The organism is Nonomuraea sediminis, from assembly GCF_018531495.1.
Taxonomy (GTDB): domain Bacteria; phylum Actinomycetota; class Actinomycetes; order Streptosporangiales; family Streptosporangiaceae; genus Nonomuraea; species Nonomuraea sediminis.
On sequence record NZ_JAHDTI010000011.1, the window covers coordinates 1 to 12,587 of the forward strand.

The 12,587-nt window shown below is 71.7% G+C and carries 12 protein-coding genes, 1 pseudogene and 1 riboswitch; of the genes and pseudogenes, 5 read left to right on the forward strand and 8 right to left on the reverse strand.

Annotation, left to right across the window (positions count from 1 at the left end; all coding sequences use genetic code 11):
• Positions 1 to 360 (reverse strand): annotated as a pseudogene (locus KIK09_RS37515) (N-acetylmuramoyl-L-alanine amidase); the annotation flags it as partial.
• 63 nt (positions 361 to 423) lie between these two features.
• Entirely contained in the window at positions 424 to 1,197 is a 774-nt protein-coding gene (locus KIK09_RS60245; RefSeq protein WP_214324224.1) for a TetR/AcrR family transcriptional regulator, read from the reverse strand.
• Positions 1,198 to 1,251: 54 nt separating this feature from the next.
• Between KIK09_RS60245 and KIK09_RS37525 the strand changes: the two genes are divergently transcribed.
• The 4 genes from KIK09_RS37525 to glmS are packed head-to-tail and all read left to right on the forward strand — an operon-like array spanning position 1,252 to position 4,927.
• Positions 1,252 to 2,049: an ABC transporter ATP-binding protein gene (locus tag KIK09_RS37525; RefSeq protein WP_214324225.1), complete on the forward strand. Its 798-nt coding sequence runs from the start codon at positions 1,252 to 1,254 to the stop codon at positions 2,047 to 2,049.
• On the forward strand, positions 2,039 to 2,767 hold the full coding sequence (locus tag KIK09_RS37530) for an ABC transporter permease (RefSeq protein ID WP_214324226.1): 729 nt from the start codon (positions 2,039 to 2,041) through the stop codon (positions 2,765 to 2,767). Before KIK09_RS37525 ends, KIK09_RS37530 begins: the two co-directional genes overlap by 11 nt.
• Positions 2,768 to 2,811: 44 nt before the next feature.
• Positions 2,812 to 3,093 carry a hypothetical protein gene (locus KIK09_RS37535; RefSeq protein WP_214324227.1) on the forward strand — a complete coding sequence of 94 codons (282 nt, stop codon included), beginning with the start codon at positions 2,812 to 2,814 and terminating at the stop codon, positions 3,091 to 3,093.
• Between the two features lie 13 nt (positions 3,094 to 3,106).
• Positions 3,107 to 4,927 (forward strand): glutamine--fructose-6-phosphate transaminase (isomerizing), encoded by a 1,821-nt coding sequence (gene glmS / locus KIK09_RS37540; RefSeq protein ID WP_214324228.1) that lies wholly within the window; start codon positions 3,107 to 3,109, stop codon positions 4,925 to 4,927.
• On the opposite strand, the gene KIK09_RS37545 is transcribed toward glmS, so the two are convergent.
• The 6 genes from KIK09_RS37545 to KIK09_RS37570 all read right to left on the reverse strand — a co-directional run bounded on the left by KIK09_RS37545 (position 4,914) and on the right by KIK09_RS37570 (position 11,177).
• Complete coding sequence (locus tag KIK09_RS37545; protein WP_214324229.1) at positions 4,914 to 5,363, reverse strand: Pycsar system effector family protein; 450 nt, start codon at positions 5,361 to 5,363, stop codon at positions 4,914 to 4,916. The two genes, glmS and KIK09_RS37545, sit on opposite strands and share 14 nt — an antisense overlap.
• On the reverse strand, positions 5,356 to 7,011 hold the full coding sequence (locus tag KIK09_RS37550; protein WP_214324230.1) for an SUMF1/EgtB/PvdO family nonheme iron enzyme: 1,656 nt from the start codon (positions 7,009 to 7,011) through the stop codon (positions 5,356 to 5,358). The genes KIK09_RS37545 and KIK09_RS37550 overlap by 8 nt, the downstream gene beginning before the upstream one ends.
• Entirely contained in the window at positions 7,011 to 7,901 is an 891-nt protein-coding gene (locus KIK09_RS37555; RefSeq protein ID WP_214324231.1) for an Ig domain-containing protein, read from the reverse strand. The genes KIK09_RS37550 and KIK09_RS37555 overlap by 1 nt, the downstream gene beginning before the upstream one ends.
• A complete protein-coding gene (locus KIK09_RS37560; protein WP_214324232.1) occupies positions 7,898 to 8,821 on the reverse strand; it encodes a MotA/TolQ/ExbB proton channel family protein in 924 nt (307 codons plus the stop codon). The genes KIK09_RS37555 and KIK09_RS37560 overlap by 4 nt, the downstream gene beginning before the upstream one ends.
• Positions 8,818 to 10,350: an FHA domain-containing protein gene (locus KIK09_RS37565; RefSeq protein WP_214324233.1), complete on the reverse strand. Its 1,533-nt coding sequence runs from the start codon at positions 10,348 to 10,350 to the stop codon at positions 8,818 to 8,820. The genes KIK09_RS37560 and KIK09_RS37565 overlap by 4 nt, the downstream gene beginning before the upstream one ends.
• A 152-nt stretch (positions 10,351 to 10,502) precedes the next feature.
• The gene (locus tag KIK09_RS37570) at positions 10,503 to 11,177 is read right to left on the reverse strand and encodes a Crp/Fnr family transcriptional regulator (protein WP_214324234.1); all 675 of its coding nucleotides are present in this window, start codon (positions 11,175 to 11,177) and stop codon (positions 10,503 to 10,505) included.
• A gap of 202 nt (positions 11,178 to 11,379) precedes the next feature.
• On the opposite strand from KIK09_RS37570, the gene KIK09_RS37575 reads away from it, so the two are divergent.
• On the forward strand, positions 11,380 to 12,321 hold the full coding sequence (locus KIK09_RS37575; RefSeq protein ID WP_214324235.1) for a Bug family tripartite tricarboxylate transporter substrate binding protein: 942 nt from the start codon (positions 11,380 to 11,382) through the stop codon (positions 12,319 to 12,321).
• A 4-nt stretch (positions 12,322 to 12,325) separates the two neighbouring features.
• A riboswitch (cobalamin riboswitch) is annotated at positions 12,326 to 12,517 on the forward strand.
• The last annotated feature ends 70 nt before the right edge of the window (positions 12,518 to 12,587 follow it).

Genomic DNA, 12,587 nt, shown 5'->3' on the forward strand with positions numbered 1-12,587 from the left:
GGGGGCGTCGTGGGGGGGGGGCGCGGTGCTGGTGGAAGGGGCGTCGGAGGGTGTGGAGGCGGTGTTGGCGGAAGAGATGTCGGAGGGGGGCGTGGTGCTGGTGGGAAGGGTGGAGGCGGTGCTCGTTGAGGGGGTGTTGGGGTGGTGGGTGGGGAGGGAGATTAGGTGCATGGGGCCGTAGCCGGAGGAGGTGCTGGGTTGGCCGGAGTGGGCGTCCCAGCGGGATTCGAGGTAGGAGACGCCGAGGAGGACGCTGAGCGGGACACCGTACTGCTTGGCTGCGGCGGCGAAGTCGGCCTGGCGTGGGGCGGGGGCGGCGACCGCGGCGGCGGCGAGCGAGACGGCGATCCAGTGCAGCATGACGACCCCCACCCTTTGCGACAGGAAGGATACTTACAGTAACCATTCCCTGAAAGGGGTGAGTCAGGCGGGGCGGACGATACGGATGAGATCGCGCAGGTCAGCCGCAAACTCGGCATCCCAGTCCACCGGCGTGTCGAGGTACGGGGCGAGCCGCCGGTGTGCCGGCAGGTCCCGTCCGCGACCCTTCCGCGCGTCCGGTGCGGCGAAGCGTCCGTTGACCTCCGACAGGGCGAATCCCATCACGAACGTGCTGACCAGCCGCTCGATCCTGGGCACCTCCGAGTCCGGCACCCCGGCGTCCAGCAGCGCCTGGTAGACCAGGTCGACCACCCGCACCCCCTCGGCCGTGACGGACGTGCGCGCCAGCAGCAGCGGGAACACCGCCGGATGCGCCCGCGCCACTTCCCGAACCCGCCACGCGAGCCGCCACAACCCCTCCTCCCACCCCTCCGTACCTCCGGAAGAACCCACGGACGAAGCCAGGGGAGAACCCATGGAAGACCCTGCCGAGGACGACGTCGAAGGCCCATCGGCAAGGCCCGTGGTGGGGTCGGCAGGGGAGTCCGGGGTGGGGCTGGCGGTGGAGTTCGTGGAAGGGGGTGAAATCGCGGGGGCGGCTGAGGTGGGTGGGGTGGGGAGTTGGTTGAGGAGGCGGCCGACGAGGCCGTCCAGGAGTTCGTCCTTGTTGCGGAAGTAGCCGTACAGGGCCATGGGCGTGACGCCGATGCGTTCGGCGACCGCGCGCATGGACAGCGCGTCCAGCCCGCGTTCGTCGGCGATCGCCAGGGCGGCGTCGAGGATCTCCGGTTGCCGTTCGGTCTTGAGTTTCCGCACTCTCACAGTCTACGGTGTAGAGCAGTCTACATCGTAGACTGAGGAGGAGGGGACATGCTCGAAGCCATAGGCCTCGTCAAGCGATACGGCCAGGTCACCGCCCTGGACGGCTTCGACCTCGAGGTGCGGCCTGGAGAGATCGCGGGCCTGGTCGGCCACAACGGAGCGGGCAAGACGACCTTCTTTGAGATCGCCGCACGCCTCATATCCCCCGACGCCGGAAATATCCGGACCAAAGGCGGCATGGCCGTTGCCCCCCAGCAGCTGGCCCTGTACCCGACGCTGACGGTGAGGGAGACCCTCCAGCTGTTCGCGGGCCTGGCAGGCCTCAAGAGAAAGACCCCGAAGATCGAGCAGACGGCCGAGGAGCTGCGGCTGACGGACGTCCTCGACAGAAGGGTGAGCAGGCTGTCCGGCGGCCAGCAACGCCGCACCCATGCCGCCACCGCCCTGATCGCCGACCCCGACGTCCTCCTCCTCGACGAGCCCACGGTGGGCGCCGACCCCGAGACCCGAGCCGCCCTCCTGTCCGCCGTACGCAGGAGGGCCGACCAGGGCGCCACCGTCGTCTACACCACCCACTACCTGCCCGAGCTGACCGAGCTGGGCGCCACGATCGCCGTCGTCAGGAACGGCCGGGTGATCGCCCGCGGCACCGGCGCCGACCTGCTCAAGGGCCTGCCGGGCGAGGTCAGGGTCACCCTCGACGACCGGGAGCTGGCCGTCACCACGAACAACCCCACCGCCACCCTGGCCGAGCTGCTGCGCGACCTCGACACGCCGGCGCGCGGTGTCGACATCCGCCAGCCCTCGCTCGACGACCTCTACAGGGAGCTGTCCCGTGCCGCGTGAGTCCCTGCACCGCATCGCGGTCCTGACCAGGCACAACGCTCTGCTGCGGATGCGTGACCCGGCCCACCTGATCAGCTACCTGGTCATGCCCATGGTGCTCATGCTGATCTTCAAGACCATGCTGCGCGACCCCGCCCAGGTCGTCTCGGGCCTGCTGGTCATGTTCTCGGTGCTGTCGATGGCCGACGTGGCCACCGCCTCGCTCACCGAGCGCGTCTGGCACACCTGGGACCGCGTCCGCGCCACCCGCGCCCGCGTCCCCGAACTGCTGCTCGGCAAGGCGCTGCCCGTCTTCGCCCTGCTGGCCTTCCAGCAGGCCGTCCTGCTCGGCTACGGCGTGCTGGTGATCGGCCTGCGCGTCGACGGCTCGCCCGCCCTGCTGGTGGTGGCGGTCCTGGCCTGGTGCTTCGCGCTGCTCGGCGCGGGTACGGCCATCGCCGGCGTGGTCCGCAGCCAGGGAGAGCTCACCACGCTGTGCAACGTGGGCGCGCTGACGGTCTCGGCGCTCGGCGGTGCGCTGGTCCCGATCGCGATGATGCCCGCCTGGGCGCAGGCGATCGCGCCGATCTCGCCCGGCTACTGGGCGACCACCATGCTCCAGTCGGCGGCGCGCGGCGACGCGGCAGGCACGGCGGCAGGGGCGGGGGTCCTGTTCGCTCTCGGCGCAGGAGCCGCCGCGTTCGCCTGCCACCGCTTCGCCAAGGGATGGGAACGCTAAATCTTGCCCGATTCCGGGCAAGATGTTGGCCTCATGGCCCTCTGATGGGTACCTTCCTCGTCGTGCACCCCTACGAGGACCTCGTCGCGCACCTCGCGCGGACCAGTTCACTGCGCCCAGGAGAGGCCGACCGGGTGGTGGCCGACGTGTTGGCCTACTTCTCCGAGCGCACCGAGGATTTCGTACGGCGACGCCATGGCGAACTGAAGACCCGTGGCCTCACCAACGACGAGATCTTCCCCAGGGTTGCGCTGGAGCTGCGACACCGCCGGGTCGCGGCTCCTGACCTGTCGCTGCGTCAGCTGCGCAGGATCGTCTACGGATAGGGGAGGACCGAGTATGTGCGGAATCGTGGCGTACGTGGGGCCGAAGGACGCGGCGCCCATCCTGCTCGAAGGCCTGCAACGGCTCGAGTACCGCGGATACGACTCGGCCGGAGTCGTGGTGTCCAACAAGGGGCTCAAGGTCCGCAAGGTCAAGGGCAGGGTCGCCGATCTGGCGGCGGTCGTACCTGCCAGGTTCAAGGGGAGCCTGGGCATCGGCCACACCCGCTGGGCCACGCACGGCGTGCCCAGCGACGCCAACGCGCACCCGCACCTGTCCAGCGACGAGCGCGTCGCGGTCGTGCACAACGGCATCATCGAGAACGCCGACGAGCTGCGCGCCAGGCTGGTGGCCGACGGCGCCGTGTTCGTCTCCGAGACCGACACCGAGGTGCTCGCCCACCTCATCGCCCGCACCGTCGAGGAGACCGACTCCCTGGAGGAGGCGGTCAGGAAGGCGCTCAAGAGCGTCGTCGGCACCTACGGCATCGCCGTGGTGGACGCCCAGCGCCCCGGCGAGGTCGTCGTGGCACGCAACGGCAGCCCGATCGTGCTCGGGATCGGCGAGAAGGAGATGTTCGCCGCTTCCGACGTGGCCGCCCTGGTCCGCTACACCCGGCAGGTGGTCCACCTGGAGGACGGCGAGCTGGCCGTACTGAAGGCCGACGGCTTCCACACCTTCGCCAGCGACGCCCGCGAGACCGCCAAGCAGCCGCTGACCGTGGACTGGGACGCGGGACACTACGACACCGGCGGCTACGAGCACTACCTGCTCAAGGAGATCTCCGAGCAGCCCGAGACCGTGGCGCGCACCCTGCGCGGCCGCCTCGACGAGCGCTTCCACATCGCCCACCTGGGCGGCCTGAACATGGACGCCCGGCAGACCCGCTCCTTCCGCCGGGTGAAGATCATCGGCTGCGGTTCCGCCTACTACTCCGGGCAGATCGGCGCACAGCTCATCGAGGAGCTGGCCCGCATCCCCGCCGACGCCGAGCCCGCCAGCGAGTTCCGCTACCGCAACCCCGTCGTCGACCCCGACACGCTGTACGTCGCGATCAGCCAGTCCGGCGAGACCTACGACACGCTGGCCGCCGTCCAGGAGCTCAAGCGCAAGGGCGGCCGCGTCATCGGCATCGTCAACGCCGTCGGCAGCGCCATCGCCCGCGAGGTGGACGGCGGCGTCTACCTGCACGCCGGGCCCGAGGTGTCGGTGGCCTCGACCAAGGCGTTCACCTCGACCGCGCTGGCCTTCGCGCTGCTGGCGCTGCACTTCGGCCGGGTCCACGACCTGTCGCCGGCCGACGGGCGGCGCATCTGCGAGGGGCTGCGCAGGCTGCCCGACCAGATCGAGGAGATCCTCGGCCAGAACGACAAGATCGCCGAGCTGGCCCGCCGCTACGCCAAGTACCCCAGCATGATGTTCGTCGGCCGGGTCCGCGGTTACCCGGTGGCCCGCGAGGGCGCGCAGAAGCTCAAGGAGATCTCCTACGTGCACGCCGAGGCCTACCCGGCCAGCGAGCTCAAGCATGGGCCGCTGGCGCTGATCGGCCCCGAGATGCCGACCGTGGCGATCGTCCCCGACGACGAACTGCTCGACAAGAACTTGACCACGCTGGGCGAGATCCGCGCCCGCGGCGGCAACGTGCTCATGGTCGGCCACCGCGAGCCCGACGCCAAGCTGGCCGAGGACGTGATCGTGGTGCCGAAGAACGAGATCGAGCTGGACCCCATCCTGCTGACGATCCCGCTGCAGCTGCTGGCCTACCACGCCGCCGTGGCGCTGGGCCGCGACGTCGACAAGCCGCGCAACCTCGCCAAGAGCGTCACAGTCGAGTGAGCAGGGCCGGGGCCGCCACCAGCGCGGCCCCGGCTGCGGCCAGCCACAGCGACAGGCCGACGAGCAGATGCTTGCGCCAGGCGATCCGGCTCAGCGTGACCGCCTGGCGGCACAGCGCGTCGACCGCGTCGGCCGCCTCCAGCGCGTTTCGCAGGTCACGCGGATCCCAGCGGCGCAGGTGGCCGAAGTAGACGAAGTCACGCGGCCGGCGTCGCCAGACCCCGATGCGGGGCATCACCGAGTAGACCGACAGCGCCACCGAGGCGGCCAGCAGCGCCACGCCCGCCCAGTACTCCCACGACGGTGGCGGCGACAGCGCCACGACCGCCGCCAGCACCGCGCTCTGCAGCGTCAGCGCGAACGCGGCCTTGGCGTCGACCTTGCCTGTCGCGTCCGACACGTGGCCGAGCAGCCGCCAGGCGATCTCCTCACTCATCGATCGTGCGCTCCTGGTAGACGATGTCCACCGCGCAACGGAACCCGGTGGCGGGCCCGTGGTAGTCGATCTCGGCCGGGATCCTCAGCGACACCACCCCGTGGATGCCCACCGGGTCGCTCCACCCGCCCCCGCACACGGCCCGCCGCCCCTCGGGCCCGTCGGCGATCCACTCGCTGACGTTGCCCGCCATGTCGGCCACGCCGTACGGCGAGCGGCCGTCGCACTCGCCCTCGGTGAAAGCGTCGACCGGGCTGGTGTAGCGGTAGGTGGTGCCCGGCATGCGGGCGTGGTTGCACCGGTCGGGCTGCCACACCTCGCCCCACGGGTACATCCGGTCGTCCTTGTCGCCGCGTGCCGCCTTCTCCCACTCCAGCGACCTGGGCAGCCGCTTGCCCGCCCACAGCGCGTAGCAGAGCGCGTCACGCCAGGTCACGTGCACGACCGGGTGGTCGGGCAGCCCGGAGCGGCCCGCCAGCAGGCCCTCGGGCATCGGGTAGTTGGTGGCGTCGACGAACTCGGCGTAGGCGGCGTTGGTGACGGGCGTGACGTCGATGTCGAACCCCGGGCAGAACACCTGCCGCGGCGGGTCGTCCTTCGGCGCGAGCTGGCCCACCAGCCGCTGCTCGCTGCCCATGCCCTCGGCCAGCAGCGCGTTGGCCGCCTGGTCCGGGCTCGTGCCGTGGGTGAACACGCCCGGCGGCACCCGCACCATGCCCGGCCTGGGCGGCAGCGCCACCCGCTCCACCATCGGCGCCCCGCACACCGGGCAGCGCGCGTTCCTGGCGCCGGCCACGTAGCCGCAGGCGCGGCAGTGGACCCGCTCGACCTCGCGGGCGCGCACGTCCTCGGTCAGGTCGGGGTCGGTCAGCACCTCGCACACCTGCGCCATCGACGGCCGAGCCGGGGCGTTCCCGTCCAGCATGGCGAGCAGCAGGTCGAGCAACCTTCCAGGGGCGAGTGGATGCTCGGCCTCCATGACCCTGAGCACGGCTGGAGCCTGGACGGGCTCGCGCGGGTAGCCGCCGGTCAGGCACTCGTAGAGGATCACGCCCAGCGCGTAGACGTCGTCATCGGCGAGGTCGAGCAGCGGGTCGATGCGGCGCTGCGGCGACAGGTACTCCACCACGCCCGCGGTCAGCCCCGCCTCGTCGTGCGCCCTCGACAGGCCCCAGTCGATCACCTGGATGTCGTTGCCCCTGGTCAGCAGGATGTTGCTGGGCTTGAGGTCGCGGTGGCGGACGTCGTGGTCGTGCGCGAAGGCGATGGCCGCGGCGATCTGGCCACCCATCCGCACGCTCTGGCACAGCGACTGCCGCCCGCCGCGCGCCACCAGCTCCCGCAGCGACGGGCCGTCGACGTAGCCGATGAACATCACCGGCCCGAGCTCGCCCAGGCTGCGCAGCGCCAGCAGGGCGGGCGCGGTGTACGGCGCGCCGCGCAGCTTGGCCACGGCGGTCCTGCACTCGTTGAAGAACGCGGTGGCGACCGGCTCGCCCACCCGGGCCAGCACGTCGTCGCCGATCCTTTTGACGATCTTGCGGCCCTCGAACTCGTCCTCCAGCACGCCGATCTCGGCGAACCCGCCCCGCCGTACCTCGACGACCCGCTCGCCCGTCGGCAGCACCATGCCCGCGGCCAGCCCCATCAGCGCCTCCTGAAGATGTGGATCAATCCGGGCGTCCCCGCCGAGGGCGCCGAGCCGAACACGATCGTGAGGAAGGTGAGGAAGACCAGCAGGTATCCGATCCAGGTGATGATGGTCTTCAACCACCCCAGGACGGTCCAGAACCACGACTCGGGCGCCTCGCGCACCTGCAGCCGCACCTGCTTGCTGTCGGCCTTGCCCTGCGCGTCGGTCATCGTGACGGTGAACGTCGCGATGCCCGCCTCCTCGGGCGTGCCCGCCAGCACCCCGGCCTGCCGTACGAACTGCACGCCCGCGGGCAGGGCACCGTCGAGTTTCCAGCTGTACGGCGGGCTGCCCGCCTGGCCCTGGAACTGGTAGCGGTAGCCGCTGCCCGCCTCCCACTCCAGCAGCAGCACCTTCCCGGTGATCTGCGGAGACGCGGCGACGGTGCCGCCGCCCGAGGGCACCACGGCGAAGGCGAGCACCCGCTTGGCCGTGTCGCCCACGGCGTCGGCCACCTGGACCGTCGCCTGGGAGATGCCGGTCTGGCGGGGCGTGCCGGTGATGCGGCCGTCGCCGGCGAGGGCGAGCCCGGAAGGCATGCGGGTGCCGTCGGCCAGCGTCCACCGGTAGGGGCCGTCGCCGCCGAGGACCGCCAGCGTGAGGCTGTAGGGCTGGGCGACCAGGGCGGCGGGTGCCTTCTCCGTGGCCACCCGCAGCTGCGTGTCGGGCTGGCCGCCGCCCCCGGTCTTGGGGCTGAGCGCGGTCGTCACCACCAGCATCACGGCCACGAACATCAGCGCCGCCACGATGATCAGCAGCAGGTCGACGAAGCGGAGCTCGACCGGGTGCTCGTCGCCGTGCCGCCGCTTCCAGCGGAACGGCGCCGCGATCGGGCCGGCCGTCATCGCACCGCTCCCTGCTTGGTGATCACAAAGTCGCGGCCCAGCTCGGCGTGGATGTCCACCAGCCGCCGGTCCACCGTCCGCAACTGCTCGACGATCGCGGCCAGGCCGGAGGTGCGCACGGCCTCGCTCGTCGAGCTCAACTGGGCGGACAGCTGCGCCACCTGGCCGTCGAACAGCGCGGCGGCGGCGGGCGCGGCGGGCTGCCGGTGACCCTCCAGGATGGCGAGCACGACCTCCTCCAGCTCGAGCAGTACCCGCTGCTCGCGGGCGTTGGTCCAGCTCAGCAGCAGATGTGCGACGACCGTGGCGCCCAGCGCGAACAGCGTCACGGTGAACGCCGCCGACAGCGGCGTGATCACCTGCGAGGTGAGCACCCGCTGCAGGTCGGTGAACGTGCTCGAGGTGCTGATGGCCTGGCTGAGCTGCCCGACGGCCCTGGCCATCTCGGCCGCCGTGCCCAGGAACCCGAGCGCGGGCAGCGCCCACACCAGCGCCCTGGCAGGCGCGTAGGACACGTCGGTGCGGGCGTGGTCCAGCTCGGACCGGGCGGCCGCGGCGGCGCCGTCGCCGAGCGCGGACAGCCGCTCGGCCACCCGCCCGCTGATCTGGGCGGAACGCCGCAGGTAGGACACCTCGTCCTGGATGCTGCGCGCGGCGGCCCGGCCATCGGTCCGCAGCCCGCGGATCTGGACGAGCGAGGCCCGCTCGCCGGTCGCTGAGCCCAGCCTGGCCAGGCAGAAGCAGGCCACCCAGAGGGTCGCGGTCAGGATCAGCGTGGCGATCGTGCCCGCGGCGCCGCCGCGCTGGAGCAGGTCGCCCACGAACGGTATCCAGTGGAACAGCCCGAGCGGGACCGCCACCGCCACGACGGCCACGGCGATCACGCCGGAGACGGCGAAGGCACGGGAAGTACGGGTCATGGTTGGATCTCCTGGGGAGAGGTCTCGGTGTGCTGGGGGTCGTGGAACTCCACCGACCAGTGCCGGGGGAGCCCGTCGTCGCCGGGCCGGACGCGCAGGCGGATCACGTCGCCGTGGCGCAGCTGGGCGCGCTCCTCGACAGGCTCGGGTTCGGCCGAGCCGCGGCGGAGCAGCCAGGGGGCGTTCTTGCCGCGCCGCTCAAGCCACCACCTGCCCTCGCGGGATCGCAGGCGGCAGTGGTCGCGGCTGACCCAGTCGGAGTCGACGGCGATGTCGGGATGCGCGACCGCCTGGTCGGGACGGCCCACGGTCACCTCGTCGCGGCCGCCGAGCGAGAGCGGGTAGCCCTCGCCGTCGGGCCCGTGCACGCGCAGGAACAGCGTGCCGCGCGGCTCCCTCCTGCCCGGCGGCTCCGTCAGCTCGATCGAGTACGACTCGAGCAGCGCCCGGCACTCGCGCCACAGCTCCGCCCGTACGGTGACCACCAGGTAGGCGCCCACGTCGATGAGCCGGGCCACGTGGGTGCGCAGGTCCTCGGCGAAGGCCGAGTCGGCGTGGTCGGTGGCGGGGGAGTTGAGGTTGAGCAGGTAGCCGCATCCCGGTTCCAGTGGCAGGTTCGCCACGGCGGGCCGCTGCCAGCGTTTGACCACCTCCAGGACGCTGACGCCCGTCTCGTCGGACAGGCCGTCGAGCAGGCGCAGCCCGGTCGCGCGCGATCCTCCCGGCAGGACGGCCAGGTGGCGGGCCTGGAGCAGTTCCACGGCCTTGGCCACGCCGAGCTGCCGCTCGTCCCTGGCGGTCGCCAGCTCTCCGCGCGGCACCGGCACGGCTCCGTGGCCGCGGCCGCCCGCCGTACCCGCGTCCTGGTCACGGTCGGCCGTCGCCGGAACCTCGACCAGCCCGCCGCGCAGAGCGGCGCCCGAGGGGACAGGGACGTACAGCCAGGCCTCCTCGTCGAAGTGCTTGACCTGGGCCCGCACCGGCGTCAGCTCGCCGTGCCGCAGCGCGGTGTACCCGGCCTCCACCACGTCGGCGTAGACCCGGCGCGACACGATCGCCGCCACCAGCGTGACCTCGGGATCGGTCCTGGCCAGCGCCTCCCTGACGGGGGCGCTGTCCAGCAGCCGGTGCACGTCGTTCATCGCCTTGCCCACCCCGTCGCCCAGCGCGTCGCCCCCGCTGTCGGGCAGGGCGCCCAGATGCACGGCCACGCGCATCCGCAGCCGCGGCGGCTCGCGCTCCTCGAGCACCCGCTGCAGCAAGGGCAGGAAGGGATGCAGCACCTTGGGCAGCAGCTCGGGCGGCAGCCCGAACACGTATCCGTCCCCGGCGTCCTGCGGGAAGCGCCGCTGCGCCCAGTCGAGCCCGGCCAGCCGCATCGCGTCCTCGAGCACCCGAGGCACGGCCTCGCTCAGGACGGGAAGCCGGCTGCTGGGGTGCGTGGAGAACCGTTCGAGGTCCACGGCCACCAACGCCCGGTAGGGCGGCAGATCACGGCTGAACCGCGGCCCTGGTGCGGATTCGCTCATCTCACGCCTCCCCGACGCTCTGCCTGCACGCCCAACAGTGCTGCGCCCCCTCCCGCGCGAATGCCCACCCGTGTGCACAGCGCCTGTGATCTGCGCCTCGCTCATCCGGCCTGCGGACATGGTCGTGCACGGCGCCGGGACCTCTCCCGGCGTCAGGAAGCGGGGAAGTCATCGGTGGCGCAGGCCCGCAGCAGGGCGAGGTCCTTGATCGTGATGCGGTTCCTGGTCGTGTCGACGGCGCCGAGGCGGCGCAACCGGGCGAGCACCTGGCCCACCGCGTTGCGCGAGGCGCGGATCATGCGCCCGAACTCCTCCTGCGAGATGCCCGCGTCCACCACCGCGCCGCCCGTCCCGTCGGGCTCGGCCACCCGCAGCAGCGCATGGCAGAGCCGCCGGGAAAGCGGAAGCGCGGTGAGTTCGGCCCGATATCGTTCCGCCTCGTGCAGCCGATCGAGCGTGTGTCGAATAATCAACATTGAAAGGCTGTTTTTCGCGACAAATCGTTCAAAAGCGGGTCCTGGGATGATATGGACCTGGCACGGGTCGACGCAGGTCACCGTGGCCGACCGCCCGCCCCCGCGCAGCACCGCGATGTCGCCCAGCACCTCGCCCGGATGCCGCACGGCGATCGTCAGGTCGATCCCGTCCGGCTCCACCTGGGACACCTTCACCCTGCCGTCGACCAGGGCGAGCACGTGGTCGGCCGGATCGCCCTGACGCATCAGCACCCGCCCGGCCTCGCGATGCCCGAGCGGCCCCTGGCTGCGCAGCTCCTGCCACACGGGCGGCGGCATCAGCCCGCCCAGTCCCGTGAGCCGGATCGGCATGCCGCTCCTTTACTGGATCGCTGACCAATTCCGCTCAGAATTGTCACACGCAAAGCCGGGGCCGCGACAGGATAACGAGACATCCATCGAATTCCCATCGAGCAACAATTCCCCCTAAACCCCGAAATTCCACATATAACCCCGCATGCATGTGTAACTTGATGTGTTCTGTCAATAACCTCTAGTGACGATGGGGGGCGGCATGCGGAGGAGGGACTTCCTGGCGCTGGGCCTGGGCGCCGCCGCCTGCCTGGCCGGCTGCGCCACCGCCCAGAGCGGTACGGCGAGCGGCGCGTTCTCCGTCGTCGCGGGCGGCGAGAGCTGGGCCCCCGTGGCCGCGTGCCTGATCCAGGCCGCCCGCCGCGCCGGATACCCGGTGGCCGCCCAGGGAGCCGCGACCGCGATCACCGTCACCGGGCTGACCGCGCTGGCGGCCGGCGAGCTGCACCGGGGGCTGGCCACGATCGACACCGCCACCCCGCTGGCCAGGCTCACCGGCGACGTCGAGGTCGTGGTGGTGCCCTCGAACTCCCGCTACCGCGAGTTCGGCGACCTGGCCGAGCAGCTGATCGCCGAGCCGGAGCTGACGCCGGTGGCGGGCGGCCCGCTCGGCGGGCCCGACCACCTGCTGTTCGGGCTGATCGCCAAGGGGCTCGGCGCCGACACCCGGCAACTGGACTACACCGGCTACCCGGGGGGTGAGGAGGCGGGCGCCGCGCTGCTTGGCGGTAAGGTGGCGGCCGCGGCCGGAACGCTGGCCGAGTGGCGGCCGCGCATCGACCAGGAGCGGGTCAGGGTGCTCGCCGTCTCCTCGGCGCACCGGGTCGACGAGGTGGACGCGCCCAGCCTGCTCGAATGCGGGGTGCGGGTCGACTTCGCCAACTGGTGCGCCGCGATTGGCCCGCCGCGTATGGCGGAGGGCGCCAGGGTCCTGGCGCTGCGGATGTGCGACGACGTGAGCGCCTCGGCGACGTGGCTGGAGGCCTGCCGTACCGGGGGCTGGAGGCCGCTGCCGCTGAGCGGCGGCGACTTCGCGGCGTGGCTGGCCTCGGAGATCGACCGCACCCGCGCCGTGCTCGGTGATCTGGGCCTTCTCGACACGACGAACACAACATGCTGGGGTAGTTGCGGGAACGGCCACTAGATGTAGGATCCCTCCTGTCGCTGGTTCGCCCGAGAGGGCGGAGTGAAAGGGAACCCGGTGCGATTCCGGGGCTGCCCCGCAGCGGTGAGCGGGAACGACCGCCGTCACAAGCACTGGAGTGAGCTCTGGGAAGCGACGGCCAGTAGGAATGACCATGCCCGCGAGCCCGAAGACCTGCCCGCGACGTAGTTGTCCAGGGCCTCGCGGGAGGGCCCGGGGGCGTCGCGGCAGGGCTACCCCTGTGCCGCCGTGCTCTCGTGCGCTCT

Coding starts and splice junctions, on each gene's coding strand:
- KIK09_RS37570 (WP_214324234.1), bottom strand. CDS start 11,177: ATGCCGATCCGGCTCACGGGACTGGGCGGGCTGATGCCGCCGCCCGTG.
- glmS (WP_214324228.1), top strand. CDS start 3,107: ATGTGCGGAATCGTGGCGTACGTGGGGCCGAAGGACGCGGCGCCCATC.
- KIK09_RS37550 (WP_214324230.1), bottom strand. CDS start 7,011: ATGGGGCTGGCCGCGGGCATGGTGCTGCCGACGGGCGAGCGGGTCGTC.
- KIK09_RS37560 (WP_214324232.1), bottom strand. CDS start 8,821: ATGACCCGTACTTCCCGTGCCTTCGCCGTCTCCGGCGTGATCGCCGTG.
- KIK09_RS37575 (WP_214324235.1), top strand. CDS start 11,380: ATGCGGAGGAGGGACTTCCTGGCGCTGGGCCTGGGCGCCGCCGCCTGC.
- KIK09_RS37525 (WP_214324225.1), top strand. CDS start 1,252: ATGCTCGAAGCCATAGGCCTCGTCAAGCGATACGGCCAGGTCACCGCC.
- KIK09_RS37535 (WP_214324227.1), top strand. CDS start 2,812: ATGGGTACCTTCCTCGTCGTGCACCCCTACGAGGACCTCGTCGCGCAC.
- KIK09_RS37565 (WP_214324233.1), bottom strand. CDS start 10,350: ATGAGCGAATCCGCACCAGGGCCGCGGTTCAGCCGTGATCTGCCGCCC.
- KIK09_RS37555 (WP_214324231.1), bottom strand. CDS start 7,901: ATGACGGCCGGCCCGATCGCGGCGCCGTTCCGCTGGAAGCGGCGGCAC.
- KIK09_RS37545 (WP_214324229.1), bottom strand. CDS start 5,363: ATGAGTGAGGAGATCGCCTGGCGGCTGCTCGGCCACGTGTCGGACGCG.